General features: G+C 70.9%; 23 protein-coding genes. 6 read left to right on the top strand and 17 right to left on the bottom strand.

Features of this window, described 5'->3' with window-relative positions:
* Nucleotides 1–24: 24 nt before the first annotated feature.
* Together AC6EXY_RS19970 and AC6EXY_RS19965 are read right to left on the bottom strand one after the other, a co-directional pair.
* Complete coding sequence (locus tag AC6EXY_RS19970) at nucleotides 25–798, bottom strand: alpha/beta fold hydrolase (protein WP_499818024.1); 774 nt, start codon at nucleotides 796–798, stop codon at nucleotides 25–27.
* A 176-nt stretch (nucleotides 799–974) separates the two neighbouring features.
* Entirely contained in the window at nucleotides 975–1,850 is an 876-nt protein-coding gene (locus AC6EXY_RS19965; protein ID WP_499818025.1) for a sigma-70 family RNA polymerase sigma factor, read from the bottom strand.
* A 209-nt stretch (nucleotides 1,851–2,059) separates the two neighbouring features.
* Between AC6EXY_RS19965 and AC6EXY_RS19960 the strand changes: the two genes are divergently transcribed.
* Nucleotides 2,060–2,533 carry a carboxymuconolactone decarboxylase family protein gene (locus tag AC6EXY_RS19960; protein ID WP_499818026.1) on the top strand — a complete coding sequence of 158 codons (474 nt, stop codon included), beginning with the start codon at nucleotides 2,060–2,062 and terminating at the stop codon, nucleotides 2,531–2,533.
* Nucleotides 2,534–2,771: 238 nt separating this feature from the next.
* Here AC6EXY_RS19960 and AC6EXY_RS19955 read toward each other — a convergent pair whose 3' ends face one another.
* Nucleotides 2,772–4,478: a bifunctional 3-(3-hydroxy-phenyl)propionate/3-hydroxycinnamic acid hydroxylase gene (locus tag AC6EXY_RS19955; protein WP_499818027.1), complete on the bottom strand. Its 1,707-nt coding sequence runs from the start codon at nucleotides 4,476–4,478 to the stop codon at nucleotides 2,772–2,774.
* Between the two features lie 218 nt (nucleotides 4,479–4,696).
* The gene (locus AC6EXY_RS19950; protein WP_499818028.1) at nucleotides 4,697–5,341 is read right to left on the bottom strand and encodes a class I SAM-dependent methyltransferase; all 645 of its coding nucleotides are present in this window, start codon (nucleotides 5,339–5,341) and stop codon (nucleotides 4,697–4,699) included.
* A 95-nt stretch (nucleotides 5,342–5,436) separates the two neighbouring features.
* Between AC6EXY_RS19950 and AC6EXY_RS19945 the strand changes: the two genes are divergently transcribed.
* A complete protein-coding gene (locus AC6EXY_RS19945) occupies nucleotides 5,437–6,087 on the top strand; it encodes a nucleoside deaminase (protein ID WP_499818029.1) in 651 nt (216 codons plus the stop codon).
* 94 nt (nucleotides 6,088–6,181) lie between these two features.
* On the opposite strand, the gene AC6EXY_RS19940 is transcribed toward AC6EXY_RS19945, so the two are convergent.
* The 4 genes from AC6EXY_RS19940 to AC6EXY_RS19925 all read right to left on the bottom strand — a co-directional run bounded on the left by AC6EXY_RS19940 (nucleotide 6,182) and on the right by AC6EXY_RS19925 (nucleotide 8,804).
* A complete protein-coding gene (locus AC6EXY_RS19940; RefSeq protein ID WP_499818030.1) occupies nucleotides 6,182–6,850 on the bottom strand; it encodes an NADPH-dependent F420 reductase in 669 nt (222 codons plus the stop codon).
* 72 nt (nucleotides 6,851–6,922) lie between these two features.
* Nucleotides 6,923–7,321 carry a Rossmann-fold NAD(P)-binding domain-containing protein gene (locus AC6EXY_RS19935; protein WP_499818031.1) on the bottom strand — a complete coding sequence of 133 codons (399 nt, stop codon included), beginning with the start codon at nucleotides 7,319–7,321 and terminating at the stop codon, nucleotides 6,923–6,925.
* Nucleotides 7,311–7,934 (bottom strand): NADPH-dependent F420 reductase, encoded by a 624-nt coding sequence (locus AC6EXY_RS19930; RefSeq protein WP_499818032.1) that lies wholly within the window; start codon nucleotides 7,932–7,934, stop codon nucleotides 7,311–7,313. Before AC6EXY_RS19930 ends, AC6EXY_RS19935 begins: the two co-directional genes overlap by 11 nt.
* A gap of 57 nt (nucleotides 7,935–7,991) precedes the next feature.
* Entirely contained in the window at nucleotides 7,992–8,804 is an 813-nt protein-coding gene (locus AC6EXY_RS19925; RefSeq protein ID WP_499818033.1) for an SDR family NAD(P)-dependent oxidoreductase, read from the bottom strand.
* A 147-nt stretch (nucleotides 8,805–8,951) separates the two neighbouring features.
* On the opposite strand from AC6EXY_RS19925, the gene AC6EXY_RS19920 reads away from it, so the two are divergent.
* The gene (locus AC6EXY_RS19920) at nucleotides 8,952–9,857 is read left to right on the top strand and encodes a LysR family transcriptional regulator (protein ID WP_499818034.1); all 906 of its coding nucleotides are present in this window, start codon (nucleotides 8,952–8,954) and stop codon (nucleotides 9,855–9,857) included.
* A 132-nt stretch (nucleotides 9,858–9,989) separates the two neighbouring features.
* On the opposite strand, the gene AC6EXY_RS19915 is transcribed toward AC6EXY_RS19920, so the two are convergent.
* The gene (locus AC6EXY_RS19915) at nucleotides 9,990–11,033 is read right to left on the bottom strand and encodes an aldo/keto reductase (protein ID WP_499818035.1); all 1,044 of its coding nucleotides are present in this window, start codon (nucleotides 11,031–11,033) and stop codon (nucleotides 9,990–9,992) included.
* A gap of 72 nt (nucleotides 11,034–11,105) precedes the next feature.
* Between AC6EXY_RS19915 and AC6EXY_RS19910 the strand changes: the two genes are divergently transcribed.
* Nucleotides 11,106–11,642 carry a TetR/AcrR family transcriptional regulator gene (locus AC6EXY_RS19910; RefSeq protein WP_101836363.1) on the top strand — a complete coding sequence of 179 codons (537 nt, stop codon included), beginning with the start codon at nucleotides 11,106–11,108 and terminating at the stop codon, nucleotides 11,640–11,642.
* 114 nt (nucleotides 11,643–11,756) lie between these two features.
* Nucleotides 11,757–12,542, top strand: coding sequence for an aminoglycoside adenylyltransferase domain-containing protein (locus AC6EXY_RS19905; RefSeq protein ID WP_101836362.1), 786 nt, complete (start codon nucleotides 11,757–11,759; stop codon nucleotides 12,540–12,542).
* On the opposite strand, the gene AC6EXY_RS19900 is transcribed toward AC6EXY_RS19905, so the two are convergent.
* On the bottom strand, nucleotides 12,435–13,778 hold the full coding sequence (locus tag AC6EXY_RS19900) for an MFS transporter (protein ID WP_499818036.1): 1,344 nt from the start codon (nucleotides 13,776–13,778) through the stop codon (nucleotides 12,435–12,437). The genes AC6EXY_RS19905 and AC6EXY_RS19900 overlap by 108 nt on opposite strands.
* 156 nt (nucleotides 13,779–13,934) lie before the next feature.
* On the opposite strand from AC6EXY_RS19900, the gene AC6EXY_RS19895 reads away from it, so the two are divergent.
* Nucleotides 13,935–14,870, top strand: a complete 936-nt coding sequence (locus AC6EXY_RS19895; RefSeq protein WP_499818037.1) for a LysR family transcriptional regulator — start codon at nucleotides 13,935–13,937, stop codon at nucleotides 14,868–14,870.
* A gap of 88 nt (nucleotides 14,871–14,958) precedes the next feature.
* Here the strand turns inward: AC6EXY_RS19895 and AC6EXY_RS19890 are convergent, their stop codons facing one another.
* The 7 genes from AC6EXY_RS19890 to AC6EXY_RS19860 all read right to left on the bottom strand — a co-directional run bounded on the left by AC6EXY_RS19890 (nucleotide 14,959) and on the right by AC6EXY_RS19860 (nucleotide 21,710).
* Nucleotides 14,959–16,482: an amidase gene (locus tag AC6EXY_RS19890; protein ID WP_243408169.1), complete on the bottom strand. Its 1,524-nt coding sequence runs from the start codon at nucleotides 16,480–16,482 to the stop codon at nucleotides 14,959–14,961.
* 737 nt (nucleotides 16,483–17,219) lie between these two features.
* Nucleotides 17,220–18,227, bottom strand: a complete 1,008-nt coding sequence (locus AC6EXY_RS19885; RefSeq protein ID WP_243408168.1) for an arsenic resistance protein — start codon at nucleotides 18,225–18,227, stop codon at nucleotides 17,220–17,222.
* Nucleotides 18,228–18,325: 98 nt separating this feature from the next.
* Nucleotides 18,326–18,631, bottom strand: coding sequence for a hypothetical protein (locus AC6EXY_RS19880; RefSeq protein WP_207770602.1), 306 nt, complete (start codon nucleotides 18,629–18,631; stop codon nucleotides 18,326–18,328).
* Entirely contained in the window at nucleotides 18,628–18,978 is a 351-nt protein-coding gene (locus AC6EXY_RS19875; RefSeq protein ID WP_243408167.1) for a hypothetical protein, read from the bottom strand. The genes AC6EXY_RS19880 and AC6EXY_RS19875 overlap by 4 nt, the downstream gene beginning before the upstream one ends.
* Nucleotides 18,979–19,007: 29 nt before the next feature.
* Nucleotides 19,008–19,265, bottom strand: a complete 258-nt coding sequence (locus AC6EXY_RS19870; protein ID WP_243408166.1) for a MerR family transcriptional regulator — start codon at nucleotides 19,263–19,265, stop codon at nucleotides 19,008–19,010.
* 202 nt (nucleotides 19,266–19,467) lie between these two features.
* Nucleotides 19,468–19,860 carry an alpha-pore-forming tripartite toxin MakABE regulator gene (gene makC / locus AC6EXY_RS19865; RefSeq protein ID WP_101836357.1) on the bottom strand — a complete coding sequence of 131 codons (393 nt, stop codon included), beginning with the start codon at nucleotides 19,858–19,860 and terminating at the stop codon, nucleotides 19,468–19,470.
* 575 nt (nucleotides 19,861–20,435) lie between these two features.
* A complete protein-coding gene (locus AC6EXY_RS19860; RefSeq protein ID WP_499818038.1) occupies nucleotides 20,436–21,710 on the bottom strand; it encodes a GAF domain-containing SpoIIE family protein phosphatase in 1,275 nt (424 codons plus the stop codon).
* Nucleotides 21,711–22,053 lie beyond the last annotated feature (343 nt).

Below are 22,053 nucleotides of genomic sequence, written 5' to 3'. Positions count from 1 at the left end.
CCTGCGGCTGCCGCCGCGGTCACGTCAGCGGCCCGCGGGCTCGCCGGCGAGGAACTGCCCGACCGCCGTGGCGAACTGCGGTGCCGCGGGCGCCGTCCCGTGATCGCCGGGCACCTCGACCAGCGTCGCCTCGGGCAGCGCGTCGACCAGCTCGGCGGCCGACGCCGCGCGCGGGTCGTCCCGCCCGACCACCACCAGCGTGGGAACCTCCACCCCGCCGACCGGCTCGGTCGCCGTCGCGACGAGCGAATTCAGCACATGCACGGTCGCGACCGGGTCCAGCCCGCTGGCCCGCGCCCACCGCTCGGACCGTTCCTGCTCGGAGCCCGGCGCGCCCGTCCCCCACCCGGCGATCATCCTCCGCAGCTGGGCGCCCGCACCTGTGGCGACGCCGCCGTTCACCTCGCGCAGGCCCTGACCGCCGACGAACGCCCGCGCGGGCGTGGCCCCGCGGACCATCATCTGGACCACGATCCGGCCGCCGAGCGAATACCCGCCCAGGTCGTAGTCGACCAATGTCAGGTGTTCGACGAAGGCGAGGGCGTCGTCGGTCAGCACGTCGGGCGGGTAGGCGGCGGCGTCCTGCGGCTTCGCGCTCAGCCCGTGCCCGCGAAGGTCCGGCATCAACACCCGATGGCCGAGGCCGGCGAACACCTCGGCCAGCCCGTGACGCTCCCACATCGTCGACGCGACGGCGACACCGTGCAGCAGCACCAGCGGCCGTCCCTCGCCCATCACCCGGTAAGCCAGCCGCGTCCCATCCCAGCCGGGAAAGAACGCCACGGTGGAAGGCGCCATGCGCCCGAGCATAGGTCGGCGGGAGGACGCGGCTCAGCCCAGTACGACGACGCGCGCCCGCCGCCCCAACGCGACCAGCGCGGCGGCCAGCGGAGCCTCGAGCGGACAGGCCTCGTCACCGACATCCGCGCGTTCTTCCGCTCCCTGCGCTGACAGACGCCGGCCGCGGCGAGGGGTCAGCTGGCCCAGGTGGGGACGAGCTGGCCCAGGCGGGCGGGGTCGGTGCGGCTGCGGATCGCGGTGATGGTGCCGTCGATGACCGTGAAGGCCATCACCGTGATCGGCCGGCCGTCGACGGTGACGAGGACGCCGGGCAGGCCGCCGACGAGAGCTGGGCGCACCACGGCGTCCGGGCGGGCGAACAGCGCTGCCCGGGCGGCGACCCTCGCCGCGCCGCCCACGACGACGCTGCCCTCGGGGCTGTGGGCGTGCAGCTCGACGTCGGGGGCGAGCACCCCCAGCAGCCCGTCGACATCACCCTGCCCGGCCGCCGCGAAGAACGCCCGCACCACCTCGCGGGCCGCGCCATGGACATCGGCCGGCGGCGGCGTGCCTGCGCGCAGCCGGCGACGGGCACGGCTGGCCAGCATCTTCGCCGCGGCGGTACTGCGGCCGAGGATCGCCGCGATCGCGGCGAAGGGCACGCCGAAAACATCGTGCAGGACGAAGGCCACCCGTTCCGCCGGGGTGAGCGCGTCCATGACGACATACAGCGCGAGCCCGACCGACTCGGCCAGCACCGCCTCCTGCTCCGGGTCGAGGCGACCGTCCGCCGCCGGCTCCCGGGCGAGCGCGCCGACGTCGAGTTCCAGCGGCTGCTCACCCCGCGTCCCGCGCCGGCGCAGCAGATCCAGGCAGATCCGGCCGGTCACCGTGGTCAGCCAGCCGCGCAGATCCTCGATGCCGTCGTCGCCGGTGCGGGCCAGGCGCAGCCATGCCTCCTGGACGGCGTCGTCGGCGTCGGCGTGCGACCCGAGCACGCGAACGGCGATCGCGTGCAGGTAGGGCCGCTGCCCCTCGAAGGCGGCGGCGAGCTGGTCCTGACTGGTCACGGGCTCTCCCGGGTCGACGACGCTGTCGCTACCAGGACGCGCCACACGACCGTGAGGTAACACCCGCGCCGCCGGTATGGCACGGCCGGGCGTTACCTTCCGCCGCGCCCGGACGTCGTAGTGCCGTCCACCCCACCAGGCACCGGCTCCGGCCTCACCCCGAGCCCGGGCCTGGCCCTGGGATCGCACCGTCGCATCGTGGAGACGTCATGGCCTCGCGCATGTCCAACCCCACCATCCTCGTACCCGAACTCGCCCAGGTGGCGGGCGCCCTGAACAGGGCCGCCGGCAACGGCGCCATGCCGCGCACCGCGATGGGCCTGGCCGCCCTGCGCGCCGGGCAGATCCTCACCAGCACCTACCTGACGATCCGGGCCGCCACCGGTCTGCGCGCCGCCGGCGAATCCGAGGTGCGGATCGCCGCGGTGGCGACGTGGCGCGACGCGCCGTACTTCAGCGACGCCGAGCGGGCGGCCCTCGCCCTGGCCGAGGCGGTGTTCGGCGCGACCGACGCCGGTGAACGCGTCCCCGACGCGCTCTACGCCGAGGCGGGCCGCCACTTCGACGACAGGACCCTGGCCACCCTGATGATCGGCCTCGGCCAGGTCGCCTTCTGGTCCGCCGTCGCCCTCATTGGCAAGCCGGTCCCCGGCGCCCCCGACGCCGAGACCTGGACCACCTGACCCCCACACCCTGCAGCCGCCAGGCGCCTGCGGGCCCACGCCTTCCTGTCACCCCCAGGGCACGATGAGCGAGGACGACCTCGCCGCCGAGCACATCGACAGCGTCCACTGGTGGCAGCCGCGCGAGCTCGCCGACTACCGCGGCAGCGACCTGTTCGCCCCCGCGACCTCGCCACCCTGCTGACAACTACTCCTGACCGACGAAATTGCGGGCCGACCGGTGACGCCGAGCCTGTGCCTACCCTGGCAGGACGCCGGCGGGAAGCGGGGTCGGGAAGGCGCCGAGGAGCTGGCGGTCGGGGCGGATGACGACGAGGCGGTGCTCACCGCGGCGGTGCGAGATCCGCAGCAGCGTGCCGTCGAGGTCCTCGACGACGTTGCAGGTCGAGCGGATCTCCCCCGCCGCGCCGGGGTGGGTGACGGTGAGCAGGGTGGCGCCGCGGCCGCGTGCCCACGCGCGGACCGCGGGCGGCAGGCCGTGGGCGGGGTCGACGCCGAGGCCGAGCAGCGCCCAGGACGGGCCGAGCAGGTCCTCGAGGCGGCCGCGGGTGCCGTCGGCGGTGCGCACGGCGGGGTTCGGCAGGACCGTGCCGGCCCACCGTCCGCTCTCGCGCCGCGGACGCGCCACCGCCTGCAGACGGTGCCAGGCGGCGCCGGAGCCCGGCAGGCTGGTGCGGCCGGGTAGGTGCGCGAGGGTGCGCAGCGCTGTGCGCGTGAGTGCCACCTGGGTGGGGCTGGTGGCCTGGATGAGCCTGCCGGCGCGCACGGCGCGGCTGGTGGTCGCCGCCACCTCGGGTCGGCGTTCGCGCTCGTAGTCGTCGAGGCTCGCCCCGGCGGCGAGTCCCGCGAGGACCTCGGTCAGCCGCCAGGCGAGCGCCGCCGCGTCCCTGATGCCGGCGTTGAGGCCCTGCCCGGTGAACGGCGGCATGGTGTGCGCGGCGTCGCCGGCGAGCAGCACCCGGCCGACCCGCCACCGGTGGGCCATGCGGGCGTGGAAGGTATAGACGGCCTGCCGGTCGATCGTGACCGTGTCCGGGTCGATCCACGAGGCGAGAAGCCGGGCGGCGGACTGCGGGCGGCTCATCTCCTCGGTCTCCTCGCCCGGCAGGAGCATCCACTCCCACCGGTGACCGCCGGGCACGGGCATGGTCACCGCCGGGCGTTCCGGGTCGAGGACGAAGGCCAGGTCGGACGGCACGGGCAGCGGCCGCGTGGACCGCACGTCGACGACGAGCCACCGCTTCGCGAAGGTGGTCCCGTCGTAGCCGACACCGAGCAGGGAGCGCACGGTGCTGGTCGTGCCGTCGCAGCCGATGACCCAGCGGGCCGCGACGGCGCCGCCGTCATCGAGGTCCACGCTCACCCCGTCGGCGTCCTGGCGCAGCCCGCGCACCGCGGCGCCGAGCCGGACCCGCACGCTCGGCATCGTCGCGATCCCCGCGCGCAGGGCCTGCTCGACCGATGGCTGGTAGACGAACGCGCCGACCGGCACGCCGAACTCGCCCGATTGTCCCTGGCGTGCGGTGAGCAGCGGGCGCCGGTCCGGTCCCAGGTAGGTCGCTCCCGTCGAGGGGAGCACGTCGTCGAGCAGGCCGGCCATGCCCGGCAGCCGCAGGAGCAGGCGCAGGACCCGCGCTTCCAGGCCGGCGGCGCGGGGCAGGGGGTAGGGCTCGGTGGCCGGGTCCACGACCAGCACCGACACGCCTCGTTCGCCGAGCAGTGCGGCCAGCACCGCTCCCACCGGCCCGTAGCCGACGACCAGCACATCGGCCTTCAGCGCTGGGCCGGGCCCACCTGGCTGTTCCGCTCGGCTCGCGGGTATGCCGCCAGGCGCTGCCTGGGATGGTGCTTGCGCGGGCCACGGTGCGTCCGGCGGTGCCGAGCGTGGCTGGGGCACCGGCGCGGGCAGGGTGCGACGGGCCTCGCCCGGGGTTGCAGCGCTCACCGCGCGCGCTCCCTCCCGCTCCATCGCGACGATCTGCCACCCCAGCAGAACCAAGAGTAGAAGCCTCATCACTGTGTGCACTCGATGGGAGCGTGGTCCCGCTGTCGTCCGCGCGAGGGCGGCCAGGGAGAAGACTCCGGACCGTGGGGGGCGATGGTGCCGGGGGCGCTCAGCGCGAGCACCGCGTAGGTGGCGACGCCGACGAGGGAGGTGCCAGCTCAGCTCTGCGGGGCGAGTGGTTTGTGCCAGACGAGCAGGTAGCGCCAGAACAGCAGCCGTCGCACCCGCGCGCCGGGCAGGACGGCGGCCGCCTCACGGGCGGCCTCCCGGGTGGTCAGCGGCGGATCCATCACCACGGGCATACCCGTGCGCGCGTGATGCTGCTTCGGGAACCCGCCGGTACGTCCCCGCCGCCTTCGCACGAGGAACACCACGCCCAGCACCCGATGCGCGACCGCCGCGGCGAGCTCCACGGGCAGCTCCCGGCGCAGGTCCCTGCGCGGCAGCACGACGGCGGCGAGGACACCCCCGGGCCGCAGCGCCGCCGCGAGCGGGGGAAGCACGTCTCGCAGCGGCATGTGGTGCAGGGCGCTGATCGAGACGATCGCGTCGTACTCCTTGCCTGGCAGCGGGTCGACCAGCACGTCCGCGAGCACACAGCGCACGGTCGGTGCAGTGGTGCGCCTGGCCTGCTCGATCATCACCGGGGACCGGTCGACGGCGTCGACCTGCCCGACCTGCTCGGCGAGTACGGTCGCGAACGCACCCGCCCCGGCGCCGACGTCGAGGACCCGCCGGCACGGCCGCGGCAGCTGGCGCAGCAGCAGCCGGTGGTAGTAGGCGTTGTGATCCCAGTCGAGCACGATCCGTACACTATCGCCCGCCGGCGCCGGCGCGTGGCCGGCCGGCCGCCCCCAAAACGCCACGAGAGTGCGGACGGTGATGCGATCCTGACACGATGGAGTCCGTGTGGCGGCTGGTGATGGCCCTGGCCTGGGATGCCTATCGCGCGGGGAGCCTGCCGGTCGGCGCGGTCGTGCTCGACGGTGACGGCGTCACGGTCGGGCGAGGGCGCAGCACCCGGCATGAGGACCTCGCCGTGCCCGGCCAGCTCAGCAACTCGAGGATCGCGCACGCGGAGATCAACGCGCTCGCGCAGCTCCCCTGCCGCGGCGTCTCGTTCGGGGACCACACCCTCGTCACCAACGTCGAACCCTGCTGCCTGTGCATGGGCGCCGCGCTGCAGACCGGCGTCGGCACGCTCCACTACGGCTGGCGGGACCCCTACGCCGGCGCGGCGACGTCCATGACCGTGCGCAATCCCCAGGTCAGCCGCCGCGGCCTCACCGTCGTCGAACCCGCCGACGAGACGGTGGAGGCGGTCACCGGTCTGCTGGCGACCTGCCACTACTTCTATCGACGTCCCGGCCGTGGCGCGCCCGGCGTCGCCTGGCGTGACGAACGTCACGACCGCCGCACGCCCCTCGGTGGCCGCCGCGATCGACCGGGCCGTCGCCCGCGAGGCCGACATCGACACTTTGATCGACGAACTGCGACCCCTCCTCGGGCTCGCAAGCATGGACTCGTGACCGTGACTGCTGACAGGTGAGTCCCGGGCGCGGTGGCGGTGTCCCTGCACCTGCGGCGGTCGCCCCCTTCTTCACCCGTCGGACGGGCAGTAGCACGGTCGCGCCACCTTGCGGTTACCGCGTTGCGGTGGCCAGTGCCACGCGGATGGCGTCCTCGCCGACCGGCTGGCCCTTCTCGTTCGAGAACGGCCCGTACGGGGTCCCCCACACCGGCGTGCCCGTCGCCTGCCGCCAGCTGTCGGCCAGTGCTCCCGCGTCCACCACGCTGTACCCCAGGGACTCGATGAATTCGGTCACCGCCGCCTTCGCCGTCGCGGAGTCCCCGGCGATCGGCAGGTACGAGCGGTCGGCCGCCCCCGCCGGTCGGGCGAGTGACAGCAGGTGCTTGAAGAAGATGTTGTTGAACGCTTTCACGAGCATGGCGTCCGGGATGTACCGGAGCAGCAGCTCGCTCGAGGTGAGCGACTTGCTGTCGAGCTCGGGGATGTGCCCGTCACGTTCGGGGCCGTAGTTGCACGTGTCGATGACCGTCTTCCCTGCCAGTGGCGCGGCGGGCACGTAGGGGAAGGCCTTGACCGGCACCGTGACCACGACGATGTCACCGCCCGCCGCGGCCTCCCCGCTCGTCGCCGCGGACGCCCGCGGCCCCAGTTCCGCGGCCGTGTCCGCGAGCGTTTCGGGACCGCGCGAGTTGCTGAGCACGACCTGGTGCCCGGCGTCGACGGCGAGCCGCGCGATGGCGCTGCCGAGGGCGCCGCTTCCGATGAATCCCACAGTCGTCATATTCTCAGCATTCCTCCAGAAGAGTCGAACCCTTGCCGTCTGCCGGATTCGATGCGATTCGGATCCCTGCCATCAGCTGGCGGAGAAGTAGTGGCCGTTGTCCAGATCGGCGAGCAGGCCGGGCTGAGCCGGCTCCCAGCCGAGGGTCCGGCGGGTGATGAGGTTGGACGCCGGGTAGCTCTGCGTGACGATGTTCGCGAGGAACCCAAAGTATCCCGGCACCATCAGTACGTCCGCGGGAACGCTCACGACGGGCAGGCCCAGACGGCTTCCCATGGCCTCGGCGATTTCGCGGAACGGGATGCCCCCGTCCCCAACCGCGTGCCAGTATTTGCCAGCCGGTCCCTTCTCCAGCGCCAGGCGGAACAAGGAGGCGACATCGCGGACGTGCACGGCGTTCCACAGGTTCGCGCCGTCTCCGGGGTAGCCGACGAAACCTTGACTGCTCGGCCCCGCGGGCTCAGCCGGCAAACTCGTGGACGCCGAGGGCGAAGTTCCAGTGGCCAACCCCGTTGCCGGCGAGGCCCACCGTGACCACGCCCACTCCTTCCAGCCAGTGCGCCATTTTCAGGCCGCCGACGTCCAGCGGGCGCAGCCCGAGGCTTTCGACGAATGCCGCCACGCCCGCCTTGGCCTGCGCACTGTCGCCAGCGATGAAGACGTTGGGCCGGCCCTTCTCCAGGACATCACGAAAGATGGTGTTGAATGCCTTCACCACGCTGGCGCTGGCCGGGGCCACCGTGGCGACCTCCTGCGCGATCGAGGTCTGCTTGCTGTGGGCCAGTCCGTCGAACGTGGCGTTGAAGGGGTTGCTGATGTCGACGATGACCTTGCCGGCGAGGGCGTCTCCGTACTCGGTGACGACCGGAACGACACCGTCGTACAACAGGGCCGTGATGACGATGTCCCCGGCCGGGACGGCGCCCCACCTGCCCGTCGTCGCGCCGCCGCCCAGAGCCTTGGCCAGGTCATCGGCCTTGGACTGATCGCGTCCCATGACCTCGACGGTGTTGCCGCCCGCCACCGCGAGCGCGCCGATGGTACGGGCCATGTTCCCCGTACCGATGAGGGTGATGCTGCTCATGAGGTGGCTCTCTTCCTGTTCTCGAGGTGTCGCCCTGTCTCGTTCGTGCCGGATTGTTCAGATGGCGGTGGTGCCGCCGTCGGTGACCAGTTCCAGGCCGTTGACGTAGCTGGAGTCGTCGGAGGCGAGGAACAGGGCGACGGTGGCGATTTCTTCGGGGCGGCCCATCTTTCGGCGGGGGATGAGGGACTCGAATGCGGTCCTGGTTGCCTCGTCGAACAGCTCTTCTTGTTTGGCGGTGGCGACCTGGCCGGGGGTCAGGACGTTGACCCGGATCCTGCGGTCGCGCAGTTCGTTGAGCCAGACGCGGGCCCAGGCCTGCTGGACGGCTTTGCTTCCCGCGTAGAGGCTCCAGCCGGGGAAGGCGCCGAGGGAGGCGTTGGATCCGGTCATGAAGATCGAGCCGTTGTCGTTGATCAGCGGCAGTGCCTTCTGCACGGTGAACAGGGTGCCGCGCGCGTTGAGCCAGAAGGCGCGGTGGAACTGATCCTCGGTGATCTCGCCGAGCGCGGCGGGTTCGCCCATCCCGGCGCTGGCCCACAGCACGTCGATCGAGCCCTTTTCCCGCTTGACGGTGTCGTACAAGCGGTCCAGGTCGTCCAGTTCGGCCGCGTCACCCTGGACGGCGGTGACGTTGCGGCCGATCAGCCTGACGGCGTCGTCCAGTGCTTCCTGCCGCCGGGCCTGGATGAAGACGTGCGCTCCTTCCTCGACGAACAGTCTGGCGCCGGCCAGTGCCATGCCGGTGGATCCGCCGGTGATCACCGCTACCTTGCCATCGAGCTTTCCCACGATCACTCCGTTGAATTGATGGGTATTCGAAAAAGGTCCCGCATCCCGGGATGGCTGGACAGAACACGACGCCCACACCGTTGTTGTTGACGGTGGTCTCGTCGACGCCCTTGAATGACGCAGGGAGCCGCGCTCAATTCCACGGTGCCACTGGCCCGAATGGGTGTCCAAGACCTCTTTCAGCCGTTGCGATACCCTGAAGGCATCGCCGGACCGGGAGGCTCCATGGATCTGGATCTGGATCTGCGCAAGGTGCGCTACTTCGTCGCCCTCGCCGACACGTTGCACTTCGGCCGTGCCGCCGATGAGCTGCACATCGCGCAGCCGGTGCTCAGTCGGCAGATCCGTGCGCTGGAACAGGATCTCGGCACTGCGCTGTTCACCAGGGACAGCCACGGCGTGGCGCTGACCGACGCCGGGGGGCAGTTGCTGACCGACGCCGGCCCGCTGCTGGCCTCCGCGCACGCGGTCCGCCGCCGGGTGACCGTGGCCGCACGCGGCAGCCAGCGGCTGATGGTCGGCTTCCGGGCCGGCATCCCGGTCATCCCCGCGGCGCGGGCCTTCGAGGCCCGGCACCCGGACGTGGTCGTGGACGTGCAGCGGATCGAAGGGGACGACCAGGCCACGATGCTGCTCGACGGCCGCATCGACGTCGGCTATGTACGGCTGCCCATCGACGAGACCGGCCTGCGCGTCACCCCGCTGTACACCGAGCCGCGGGTGGCGGTGCTCCCTGCCGGCCACCGGTTGGCCCGCAAGGAGGAGGTCACCGAGGCCGACCTGGCCGGCGAGCCGCTGGTCTGGCATGGCGACACGAGCACGCAGCCCACCAGGCGCCCGCACCCCAACGCCGGGTACCTGGTGCGCGGGGTGGACGAGACGCTCGAGCATGTCGCGGCCGGCCGGGGCATCTCGTTCCTGGCTCGTTCGGCGGCCGTGTTCTACTCACATCCGGACATCAGCTACGTGCCCATCCCGGATCTGGCGCCCGACCAGGTGTGCCTCGCGATGGCGGCATCGCGTACCTCGCCGGTGGTCGACGACTTCTTCGCCGCGGCTCAGGCGACGGCCGAGATCACGGCAGAATGTGGGAACCATGAAATGTGGCAGCTTGGCAGCGGTGCCGGTTAAAAGCACGGTTGAGGGCTGTGTATCCCGGTTTGGGTTGGCTTTACTCACTGGATCCTGCGTGCGCCGGGGTTGCGCCCCTGAGTGACGTGATGGGCACGCCGGTTCGGCCGGGTTGGCGCGGTGAGGTCCGTGTCAGGCCACGGTCATGCGCGGATCGTCAAGGAGGTTGCGGTCGCCGTCGATGCCGTGAGCCAGTGCTGTCGCGACATCGTCGTGGGGGGTGCCCAGCCGGATCGCGCTGACCTCGTCCAGGAGCTGGTACTGCTTTGTGCTGAGCTCAACACCGAGGGCCTCGAGGTAGCCCCGCAGGTGGGCCGGGGTGCGGGGACCCACGATGGGGATCATCGGGGTCAGGGCGCGGGCGGCGCGATGGCGCAGCCAGGCAAGCGAGACCTGGACCGGCCCTGTCTGGTCCTCCCGGGCGATGGCGAGGACGGCGTCGAGGACAGCTGCGCGCCGCGGGTCCTCGCTGTCGACATCCCTGACGGTGAGGCGGCCGGGCTCGCCCTGACGGTACTTCCCGGTCAGGAACCCTCCCGCGAGCGGGGAGTACAGGACGACGCCCAGGCCGTGGGCCTGGGCCATCGGGAGGAGCTCACGTTCAGCGGAGCGTTCGGCGAGGCTGTACTCGGTCTGGATGCCGACCAGCGGTGTATGCCCGCTCAGTTCAGCCCTGGTCACCGCCCCCGCGATTCGCCAGGCCGGGAAGTTCGACAGTCCGCCATAGCGGATCTTGCCGGTCTGGATCAGGTCCTGGAGACCGGCCAGGATCTCCGCCATCGGGGTGACGCCATCGGGGAAGTGCGGCATGAAGACGTCCACGTAGTCGGTCTTCAGCCGCCGCAGGCTCTCCTCCAGCGACCGAATCATGATCTTGCGGCTGTTGCCGGTGGTGCCGGGCGGGATGTCGGTCTGCCTGCTTCCGCTGTACTTGGTGATCACGACGAAGTCGTCACGCTCGCGGCCCAGGAGCTCACCCAGGACGGTCTCCGCCTCGCCGTTCTGATAGATGTTCGAGGCATCGAAGGTGGTGCCGCCAGCGGCGACGAACATCTCGAAGATCGCCCTGGATCCCTCCAGGCCGGCCGCGGTGGCGGCCGAGCCGAAGTTGGCTGTACCGAGCACATACTCCGAGACCCGTAGGCCGGTGTGCCTTCCGAATGCCTGGTAGCGCACGAAGCTCTCCTGTGGGCGCGGGCCGTTGGTACAGTCGGGGACTGTACCAACTAAAACGAATGGTCGTTCTCTATGCCCCGGGTGAGTCAGGACCATCTCGACGCGCGACGCCAGCAGATCATCGACGCCGCGCGCGCCCGCTTCGCCACCCACGGCTTCGCCGGGACCTCCATGCCCGATGTCGCCGAGGCCTCCGGGCTCTCCATCGGGGCGATCTACCGCTACTTCAAGGGGAAGGACGAGATCGTCGCGGCCATCTGCGAGCAGACAGGCCAGGGTGCCCCAGCCGACCTCACCGCCGACTCCATCCACGACTTCGTGCAGCACATCCGCGCCATGGCAAGGGAGCAGGGGCACGCCCGACTGGTCGCCCAGATCTACGCCGAGGCCGCCGTCTCCCCTGCGCTCGCCGCCCTCGTCGACAAACAGCTCGAAGACCTCCGCAACGTGATCGCCGCCCTCGTCCCCAACACCCAGCGACCGCGCGCCGACCAGATCGCCGAAGCCTTCGTGGCGCTCTGCGGTGGCTACAGCCAGCAACTCGCTGTACGCGGCGACCTCGACCCGGCCCCCTTCATCGCGGCGCTGACGGCGATCGTCGACCCGTAACGAGGTCGACGCGTGGCGGGCCGAGACCTGGGCGAAGGTACGAGGCCAGCGGCGGCGACCGGGGCGTGGATCCTCTTCGAGGGACGTCTCGGCACGGGCAGACAATCTGGGCTCATGACCATTCCTGCGGCGGTACGTGATGCCGTGGACGTCTACCTGCGGTCGGTCGACGCCGTGATTCCCGGTCTCGTGGAAGGCTTCTACGTGATCGGGTCGGCAGCCCTGGGCGATTTCCGTCCTGGGACGAGCGACATCGATTTTGTCGCGGTCACCGCCATGCCCCCGGCCGACAGCCAGGTCGCAGCGCTGGGCCGCGTCCACGGCCGGCTGTCCCGCCGGCTGCTCCTCGATGGGATCTACACCACGTGGCTCGACCTCGCCCGCGATCCCGGACAGGCATCTCCGGGATCGCACGCCCATGGCCGACGACTGCATCCGCGCTGCGACCACCAACGCCACCCGGTCACCTGGCACAGCCTTGCCCGCCACGGTGCCGCGGTCCGCGGCCCCGAGCCGGCCGAGATCGATATCGCGACCGACCCGGCCGGACTCGCCCACTGGGCGCGCGGCAACCTCGACGGCTACTGGCGGCAGTGGTGGCAGCGAAGCGCCCGCCTACCCACGCCCGCCGGCCTGGCCTGCCTCACCTCGCAGGGCCCGGCCTGGTGCGTGCTCGGCGTCAGCCGCCTGCACCACACACTCATCACCGGAAAGATCATCTCCAAGACGGCGGCCGGAGAACACGCGCGGGCCACCTTCGAGCCGCGGTGGCATCGCATCCTCGACGAATGCCTACGCATCCGGCGTGGCGATCACCAGCGGTCCCTCTACCGCGACCCGTTCAGCCGACGGGCCGAGGCGCTGGCCTTCACCGACATGGTCATCAGGGACGCACTGTGATGTGTGATGAGCGGCTACGGGCCAGCTTGGCTCGAGCTGCGATGTCTGGTCGTCCCGGGGAAGCAGGAGCGGGGTGGTCAGGATGAGCAGACCCGCGACGGTGAGAGCGGTGCGTGGGCTGGTGACGTCGGCGAGCAGCCCGCCGAGCGCGGTGAGGATGGCGATGGACGCCTGCTGGCCGATGGACCAGGCCGACAGGGTGCGGGCGACGAGATGCTTCGGGGTGTGTTCGAGCCGGTAGGTGGCGAGCACCGGGGTGTACAGGCTCATGTTGATGATGATCGCCAGCTCGACGGCTATGACGGTGACGAGGCCGACGACGCCCGGCCGGACGAAGGCCAGGCCGATCAGCCAGAGGGCGCGCAAGGTGCCGACCACCCGGAAGACCCCGTGCTGGCCGTAGCGGGCCACGACACGGCGGGCCAGCCGGGAGCCGATGAGTCCGCCGACGCAGGGAGCGGCGAAGGCCAGGCCGTACTGCCAGGGTGGGAACCCGAGCTGGCGAAGAAGGAGCACGGCCAGCAGCGGCTCGGTGGCCATGATCAGACCGCCGACCAGCAGGTTGTTGACGTAGAGCGCCCGCAGACCAGAATCGCCCAGGATGTGTCGCCAGCCGTCAAGCAATGCGCGCCTCTGGACGGGGCTTTTGTCAGGTGCTCGCGGCGCGTCTTCTCGGTCTCGGCCGCGGATCGCGGCGATGCCCAGCGCCGAGAACAGGTAGCTCAGCGCGTCGGCGACCACGGTGGTGACGGGACCGAACAGGCCGATCGCGGCCCCGCCCAGCGGCGGTCCGATCGCGATGGAACTCCAGTTCGTGGACTCGAACCGCGCGTTGGCCACGAGCAGGTCAACCGGCCGGACAATGGCCTTGAGGTAGGCGCCGCTGGCCGCATTGAAGGCGATCCTGGCTGCGGCGACGACGGACGAGATCGCGAGCAGGTGCACGAAACTGAGCCAACCGAAGGCGTAGGCGAGCGGGACCGTCGCCATGACCGCGAACCGGATCAGGTCCATTGTGATCATGACCCGGCGCTTGCGCCGAAATTCCACCCACGGCGCGAGTGGCACCGCGATCAGCGCCCCCACCGCGGGTCCCACCGCGGACAGCGCGGACACCTGCGCGGGGCTGGCATGCAACGCCAGCACGGCGATCAGTGGGAATGCCCCGAACCCCAGCCCGGACCCATAGGCGCTGACCGCATACGCCGCCCACAGCCAGCCGAACCGCCGACCCAACGGCCTCCTGCCCACCCTGCTCACCGCGCCCCTTGATGTCCCATCTGAACAAACCGACGTTGACCAGTGAGAGCAAAGCGATCATAAGGACAGCAGGTCAAACAACTGCCCTGCCAGGAGTCAACAACCAGCAGTTGTTCACTAAGGTGGGTTGGCGTGGATCTCGAAGCCGTACGTACCTTCGTCGCCGTCGCCGAAGCGGGCCAGTTCCAGAAAGCCGCCGCCGACCTGTCGATCACCCAGCAGGCTGTCTCCAAGCGCATCGCCTCGCTGGAGCGCACCCTCGGCGGACGGCTGTTCACCCGTACCGCGCGCGGCGCTGAGCTCACCATCGACGGGCAGGCGTTCCTGCCCCACGCGGGCGAACTGCTGCGCGTCGCCGAGCGCGCGGTCGCCGCCGTACGCCCCGGTCGCCGTCCGCTACGCGTCGATGTGATCGCCTCACGCGTCGCGGCATCGGGCCTGATGCGCGGATTCCACCGCGCCTACCCCGAGATCGAACTCGACGTGGTGATGCTGTTCGACATCGAGACGGCCGTCGCCGCCATCCGGTCCGGCGCGATCGACGCGTCCTTTCGCGCCGTCGCCGTGCCTGGCCGGCCCCTGCCCGAGGACATCGAGTCCATCCGGGTGCTCGACGAGCCGCTCCAGCTCCTCACCGGCCCCGCGCATACGCTGGCGGGCGCCCGGTCGGTGACCATCGCTGCGCTTGCCGGGCATCGGATCTGGATGCCCGGCATCGTCCCCGGCAGCGAGTGGGCCGCCTACTACGACGACCTCGCCACCGAGTTCGGCCTCACCATCGAGGCGACCGGCCCCAACTTCGGCTCCGACGCGCTCCTCGACACCATCGCCGACACCCCGGCGCTGGCCACCTTCATGGGCGAGCACACCCGCCTCGTCTGGCCCGCCGGCCACGGCCTGCGCCGCATCCCGGTAACCGAACCGGTGCCCGTCTACCCGCACTCGCTCCTCTGGCACCGCGACAACCCCCACCCGGCGCTGGCCACCCTCCGCGCCCACCTCGCCGCCACGACGGCTGGTCATCACGCCGCCGGGACCTGGGAACCAAGCTGGGTGATTCCGCGCTGAACGCAGCCGCGCCCACGATCACGTGGCCGCATCGGCGGATGGTGACTCGGGGGCGTCGCCATCCTCGACGGGCACCCGGTAGTACGCCCTACCTCGGTGCCCGGAAGCCGCCGATCCTCTGCTCGAGCAGTTCGGCCAGCCGCAGCGGGGTGCGGTCCTCGAACATCGGACCGATGAGCTGCACTCCCACCGGCAGGCCGCCCGGGGACAGGCCCGCCGGTATGACGGTGGCGGGCAGGCCGGGCATGGTGGCCAGACCAGCCCAGACGAGCTGGTCGAAATACGGGTACTCGACGCCGTCGATGTCGATCCGGCGTTCCAACAGATCGGGGTTGTGGTCGTGCGGGAACGCGGGAGTCGGCGTGATCGGGCACAGCACGGCGTCGAACTCGGCGAAGAGCTGCCGCCACCCGTGACGGTGGAGCTCCCGGCGGTTGTTCGCCTCGATCCAGTCGCGGTGGCTGAGCACCATCCCGCGCAGCCGCGCCGCGTCGAGACTCTGGTCGTGCGCGCTCAGTGCGTCGGCACGGGTCCGCAGCCGCTCGTAGGCGTCGACGGGAAAACGCGCAACGGAGCCCGAGAACAGCAGCCGCGTGTAGAGCGTCGCGGCTTCGGCCAGGTCGGGCAGCAGCGCAGTGTGCCGTTCGACGCGGGCGCCGCCCTCGACAAGCGCGTCGGCCACCCGGTTCACGCCCGCCCGCACGGCGGACCCGGTCGGGAGGAGCGGATGCTCGTCGAGGACCAGGACCCGGAAGTCACCGAGCCGCTCGTGGCGGGCGGGCGGCAGCGTCACGTCGTGCGCCTTGCCGAGCGTCAGCGGGTCCGGTCCTGCCATGACGTCGAGCAGGAGCGTGAGGTCGCGGGCGGTGCGCGCCATCGGGCCGACGACGGCGAGGTCGAGGTCGACCGGCAGTGCCGGCATGGTTGGCGGGACCATGCCGCGGTTCGCCGCCAGTCCGAGTGTCGGCTTGTGCGCGTAGACGCCGCAGAAATGCGCGGGGGTGCGCAGCGAGCCGGCGAGGTCGGAGCCAACGGACAGCGCGCCGAATCCAGCCGCCAGGGCCGCCGCCGATCCGCCGGAGGATCCGCCCGACGTGCGAGCGTGATCCCACGGGTTGTTGGTGGTGCCGTAGATCTCGTTGAAGCTCTGGATATCCTGCAGCCCCAAGGGCACATTGGTCTTGCCCAGCACCACCGCGCCCGCGGCGCGGAGCCGCGACACCTGTACCGCGTCCTCGGCCGGCACATAGTCCCGGTACTGCGGCATGCCCCAGGTCGTGGGCAGCCCGGCGATGTTGTAGGACTCCTTGACCGTCACCACAACACCGAGCAGCGGCCGATCCTCGCCGCGGGTGCGCGCCGTGTCGGCATCGCGCGCGGCGGCCCGCGCGCGGTCGAAGTCCGGCACGCAGATCGCGTTGATCACCCTGTCGTCCCGCTCGATGCGGGTGATCGCATCGTCGGTCAGTTCCGCCGAGGTCACGTCACCGGCGCGCAAGGCAGCCACGAGACCTTCGGCCGACTGAAAGGTCCATTCCATGAAATCGACCGTATCGGCCCCTGGAAGAGGCCATAAAACGCCGATGTGCACAACAGGACAGGTGAGCACCACGACCGGTCCGCGGCTGACGCGCTGACGGGTCGAGTTCGCCCCCCTGAAGGAGTTCTTGACGACTCCAGGGCTGTTGTCGATCTCCTCGGACAGGCCCGTCGGCTAGGCCGTGTGTGTAGTTGTGATCTTCGGGGCCGGCTTCGCGAGAACGCCTCCCCCAGGCCCCCACGCTCGCCCACGTCATGTCCGCTCGGGCGTCACGTCTGCCCGCGAGTTCCAGGGCTCCCGCGAGGTCTGCGGTCACCGATGGTTCGGCAGGTTTCCTGGGTGTGCGTGGGAGCGGGTGCTCCTGTGTCCTTATCGGGGGATGAATCGGACACCGAACCCGGTAGAAGGACACATGTTCCCCCCAGCCCCGCACTCCCCGGCCGATCCCTCACCCACCGCGACCGCCACCCCGAAACGGTCATGATCGACATCGGGGTCGGCGGTTTACCGTAAGCGGCATATCGGGCGGACTTCCCACGGGTGGGAAGAACCTGCGCGGGACAGCGGCCCCGTGTCGCAAATTCGACGCGGCGTGTCCGATTCGCCCAGATTATGCGACACGCGTGGCCGCGATCATGCCAGAACGCGGCCATCACCGGCACCGCGACGACACCATCGAAGATCACGACTCCACACACGACCTAGCGGGCCTGGAATGTCGTTGCCGCGGCGGGGGTAAGGCTTCACCTCGACTCGGAGGTCAAGGCTGTGAGGCGGTCCTGACCGGGAAATCTCCGGTCGCCGGAGGGTCAGGCGGCGGCGGGTTCGTCGTGCGGGAGCAGCTTTGGTGCGAGCCGCACGTAGGCGACCATGCCGAGCACTTCGACGAGGGTCTGGGTCACCACGACGACGGCGGCGACGGCGAACCGGTCGGGCAGGGCGAGTGCGAGCGGGAGCACGACGAGGGAGTTGCGGGCCGCGCCGGTGAACAGCACCGCCCGCCCGCCGGGCACGTCGAGGCGGAACAGCCGGGCCACGGCCCGTCCGGCGAAGGCCATGACGGCCAGGAACAGCACGTAGAACGGGACGACGGCGGCGACGTCGCCGAGGTGCCCGTGCAGTTTGGGGAGCTGCGAGGCGACCACGACGACGAGCACGGCGGCCATCAGCGGGACCATCGCCGTGCTGACCGCGTCCGACGCCTGCTGTCCGGCGGGTCGGCGGGTGGCCCAGGCCTGGGTGGTCCAGGCCAGGGCCAGCGGGACCACGATCAGAAAGAGGAACGCCTGGACGAACGGTCCGATGTCGACGACGTGGGCGAGTGCCGAGCCGAGGAACACGAACAGGAACACCGGCAGGGCCAGCATCTGCACGACAAGCAGCAGCGGGGTCGCGGCGAGCAGGCGGCGGCCGCTGCCGCCGGCGAGGCCGGTGAACACGATGACCCAGTCGACGCAGGGGCACAGCAGGACCAGCAGCACGCCGAGGCGGACGGCCTGGTCGCCGGGCAGGAAGCTGAACATCGCGGCGACCACGCCCGGCACGACGACGAAGTTCACCACGAGCGCGGCGGTCAGGAATCGTCTGTCACGCAGCGAACCGACCAGCTCGGCGGCGGGGACCTGCAGGAACGTCACGTACAGCAACGCACCCAACACCGGGTTGACCGCGTCCTCGAGGCTCGGCCCGAGTCCCGGGGCCGCGAGACCGACGAGCGCGCCGACGGCCAGGGCGACGAGGTACACCGCGACCTGACGGCGATCCATCCACCCGACGAAGGTCTCTCGCGCAGCCGGGTCATCCGCGTCGTGGGGCACCGTCCGGCTCCTCCACGCGTCCGCCCACCCGGTATGTCCCGCCATCCTCGCAGCTCCTCGGCATCGCACCGCCGAGGCAGGTCACGGTGCGGTGCGGCTCACCGTGGGGTCGTGCGTGCGGAGTCCCGATGCTCGCAGGGTGCGGGCATGCCCAGATCGACCGGTCCGGGATCGGTTCGGCAGGCCGCACGGCGGCGACGGCGGACCATGACGGCCAGGGCGAACGCGGCCACCGCCACCACGGCCAGCGCGGGAATCCAGACGGCGGCAACCGTCGCCGCGGCAGCGACCGCGGCGAGGACCGCGAGCAGCGGGCCAGCGCAGCACACGGCGCATGCCGCGACCGCGGCAACAGCGGCGCCGATCGTCGACCACGGACCAGACCTGCCCGTCGAGGAGCTCATGCCGTCGCCGCGAACAGGTCGGCCAGCAGGACGGCAGCGCTCTGGGGCGCGCGGACGGTCAGGACCAGAGCGTTAGCGGCGAGCTCAAAACCGAAGGCGAAGAACGCGCAGCAGTCCTGCTCAGCCGCGGCAAGCGCGGCGAGCCGTCCGGCGAGGCCGGGTCCGGACGGGAACGTCAGGCGCAGCCCGTCGGCGATCTCCTCCCGGCTGACCGCCTGCCCGAGTAGCTCGCGCCACTGGCCGGCGCACTCGGCCTGCTCGTCCCCGTGCAGGGTGCAGGCCACCGGCGCGTCACGCCCCGCCTGCTCGTCGGCGGCGGGTCGGACCGGGGACAGCGTCAGCGGCACCGGGCCGGCGTCTGACGGGCCGGCCGTGGTCAGGCAGCCGCAGTCCGGACCGCAGCCACCCGCGGGCGCCGCCAGCCCGAGTTCGGTGTGGAACGCGGCCAGGCGGGCGGAGAACGCCGACAGCTCGGCCGCCCGCCGGTCGGCGTCGGCGATCCGGGCGGCGACCAGCGGGCGCAGCCGTTCCCGGACCGCCGCGCGGACAGAAGCCCGGCGGTCTCGTAGAACCGCAGCGTGCTCGCGGGCACACCGACGCGATCCGCCAGCTGCGAAATCCGGTAGGAAGCCATGCCCGGCACCGTAAACCTTCGACCCGACTAGAAGGTCAAGGCCGAACCGCGCTGCAGGGTCAGTCGCCGAGGACCAGGCGACTGGCCATGTCGAGCTTCACCTCGCCGTACGGGGCGACAGCGCGTGGGGCAGGTCGGCGAGCACCAGGTTGTGAACGGTGTGGCTGAAACCAGGTGTTCACCGGTCGACAAAACCGGGTTCCTACTCCTGGATAAGGAGCCACGGGTCGAAGGTGGCGCGGGAGCCGTCCATCGTGAGAACCAGCGAGTACTGCTGGTAACCGGTCGTTCCGCGGGCCTCGACCCGGCCCTCCCAGTAGTCGCCGTCCGGCGTGCTGACCAGCTTCGGCACGCAGGTGCCGTCGTTGATGATCTGGCCGGTGAACTCGGCGATCTCCACGTCGTTCGACGGCGACACGGGCACGACGTTCCAGGCGACAAGCTGCCCGTCACGACAGGCGGTGCTCAGCCCCTCCTGGCCCTCGCCGCTGGAGCCGAAGTGCTTGTTCGTGTCGACGAGGTACACATTGTCGCCCAGCGAGCCGGCGAGCGCACCCTCGACGTCGACGACAACGAGAACATTGACCGTCTTCATGGTTCCTCCGCGCAGTGTGGGAATGTGAACGGAACGCCGCTCGCGCGAAAATGATGAATCGTTTGTTTCGCGCCCCGGCTCCTTCCAGAGGGAAGGTTAGCACGATGGTGCCAGACGTCGAAGGAAGTTCTCCGTATCGGGTTGACCGGCGTACGGGAACGGCCCCACGGCATTCGAGGACCGGTAACGGGATGTAAAGAGGCGGGGCGAGGGAACCGGGACTCGTGAAAGCCGCGCCGCGCGCCGATGCTGGTCAGCGGATATTGACAAGCCGGACGACGACGCCTTCGACGGAATCCCGGGCCTCTCGACGGCTCCCTCCCTCACCCTCGGTCACGCCGCGCCCGGCGGCCGAGGCGAAGTGACCGGACATGCGGGAGGTAGGGCCAGGGAGGAGCCGATTTTTGAGTTCTTTTCTTGATGTTGCTGCTGTCGATCAGATGTGCGAGGTGCCGGCTGGCCGACGTTGGCCGAGGCAGCCGCCGCCACCGGCCTGACCTGAGCCCTGGGTCTGCTGGGCATCCGGCGCGCGGTGGGTGCCCCGGCCGTCAGGGGACATCGCTCCAGAAGTTGGGCTAGGCGCGGGTGGGAAGGTGGATCGCGAGGATGGCGATGTCGTCCTGGGGTGGGCCGCCCGTGTGCGCGAGGACGGCGGTCTCGATGGTGGCGGTGAGGGCCTCCGCGCTCGGGGCGTCGGTGGTGGTGAGGAGCGCGCGGAGGCGGTCGTCGCCGAACTGGTCGTGGCCGCGGCGGGCCTCGGTGACGCCGTCGGTGTAGAGCAGGAGGGTGTCGCCTGGTCGGATTCGCAGCCGGGTCGTGGTGAGCTCGGGATCCTCGAAGACCCCGAGGACGAGGCCGTGCGCCCCGACCGTGGTCACGGTGCGGTCTCGGCGGCGGAGCAGAACCGGGGTGTGGCCGGCGGAGCAGACCGTCACGGTGCGGCCTCGCCGGTTTTCGTGAACGGCGAGATAGGCGGCGGTGAGGAACCGTTCGCTGTCTGGGTGCTGGGTGAGCAGGGCGGTGTTGAGCTGGTTCAGGATGGCGGCCGGGTCGTGGGTGTGGCTGGCGGCGGCGCGGATGGTGTAGTGCGCGAGGGCGGTGACTTTCGCGGCTTCGACGCCTTTGCCCGCGACGTCGCCGAGGACGATTCCGAGGCTGGTTCGACCGGTGTGGAAGACGTCGTAGAAGTCGCCGAGGACCTCGGCTCCCTCGCCGGCGGGGCGGTAGCGGGCCGACACCTGAAGCCCGGGGAGGCTGGGGATCTCCGGGGGAAGAAGGCTTTCCTGAAGGGTGCGGGCGAGCGCGGTCGCGGTGGCGGCCGTGTATCTCAGGGAGATCTCACCGGAGACGGCCTGGGCCAGGGTCTGCAGGAGGACATGGTCGCGCTGCGTCCATGATCGCGGCCGGATGTCGGCGGCGCCGAAGGCGCCGACGATCTGGCCGTTCGGATGGTGGACGGGGAAGGCAGCCCAGGCGACGAGGCCGGCGGTGCGGACGAGGAAGTCGTCCTGAGCGCGGCTGTCGCGGGTCGCGTCGGACATCACGACTGGCTGCCCCGTGTTGATCATCTCGCGGAAGAGGCTGCCCTCGAGCGGGGTCTGGCGTCCCGTCGGGGCCTTCGCGACCGCGCCGGCGTAGGACTTCCAGTAACAGCGGGTGCCGTTGATCAGCGTGACGAACGCGACCGGGGCGTCGAGAATCGTCGCGGCCAGGCGGGTGAGCCGGTCGAACGGCTCCTCCGACTCGATGCCGAGCAGACCTGCGCTGTCGATGGCCTCGAACCGGTTCAGGGCGGCGACCCGCTCCAGCGGCGCTGTGCCAGGACGCCGCGAGGCCGAGGATCCCTCCACTCATGCAGGGTAGTCGCTCGAGCCGGGACGCGGCGGCCCATTGCGTTCGTGCTCGTCAGGGGCTATACAAGGGGTTAGCACTCAGTAGGGTCGAGTGCTAACCAGTGGCGTGAAGGGTGCCTTGGCCGCAGCCTGGAGCATCCACTTCGTCGCGGACGCTGCCGGCGCGGCCAGCACTCCTCCACACGGACATGAGCCTCAGGAGGAAGCACCCGTATGCCGAAGATCATCGCCTTCGACGAGGAGGCTCGGCGCGGCCTGGAGCGCGGCATGAACCAGCTGGCCGATGCGGTCAAGGTCACGCTCGGCCCCAAGGGTCGCAACGTCGTTCTGGAGAAGAAGT

This window comes from Frankia sp. RB5, assembly GCF_059816245.1.
Note: the sequence above shows the minus strand (reverse complement) of the source record. Positions and strands in the feature narration are given on the sequence as shown.

What these genes read in the sequence shown, in the direction of transcription:
- AC6EXY_RS19970 (WP_499818024.1), bottom strand. Translation starts at nt 798, where the DNA reads ATGGCGCCTTCCACCGTGGCGTTCTTTCCCGGCTGGGATGGGACGCGG.
- AC6EXY_RS19960 (WP_499818026.1), top strand. Translation starts at nt 2,060, where the DNA reads ATGGCCTCGCGCATGTCCAACCCCACCATCCTCGTACCCGAACTCGCC.
- AC6EXY_RS19945 (WP_499818029.1), top strand. Translation starts at nt 5,437, where the DNA reads ATGGAGTCCGTGTGGCGGCTGGTGATGGCCCTGGCCTGGGATGCCTAT.
- AC6EXY_RS19940 (WP_499818030.1), bottom strand. Translation starts at nt 6,850, where the DNA reads ATGACGACTGTGGGATTCATCGGAAGCGGCGCCCTCGGCAGCGCCATC.
- AC6EXY_RS19930 (WP_499818032.1), bottom strand. Translation starts at nt 7,934, where the DNA reads ATGAGCAGCATCACCCTCATCGGTACGGGGAACATGGCCCGTACCATC.
- AC6EXY_RS19920 (WP_499818034.1), top strand. Translation starts at nt 8,952, where the DNA reads ATGGATCTGGATCTGGATCTGCGCAAGGTGCGCTACTTCGTCGCCCTC.
- AC6EXY_RS19910 (WP_101836363.1), top strand. Translation starts at nt 11,106, where the DNA reads ATGCCCCGGGTGAGTCAGGACCATCTCGACGCGCGACGCCAGCAGATC.
- AC6EXY_RS19905 (WP_101836362.1), top strand. Translation starts at nt 11,757, where the DNA reads ATGACCATTCCTGCGGCGGTACGTGATGCCGTGGACGTCTACCTGCGG.
- AC6EXY_RS19880 (WP_207770602.1), bottom strand. Translation starts at nt 18,631, where the DNA reads ATGAGCTCCTCGACGGGCAGGTCTGGTCCGTGGTCGACGATCGGCGCC.
- AC6EXY_RS19870 (WP_243408166.1), bottom strand. Translation starts at nt 19,265, where the DNA reads ATGGCTTCCTACCGGATTTCGCAGCTGGCGGATCGCGTCGGTGTGCCC.
- makC (WP_101836357.1), bottom strand. Translation starts at nt 19,860, where the DNA reads ATGAAGACGGTCAATGTTCTCGTTGTCGTCGACGTCGAGGGTGCGCTC.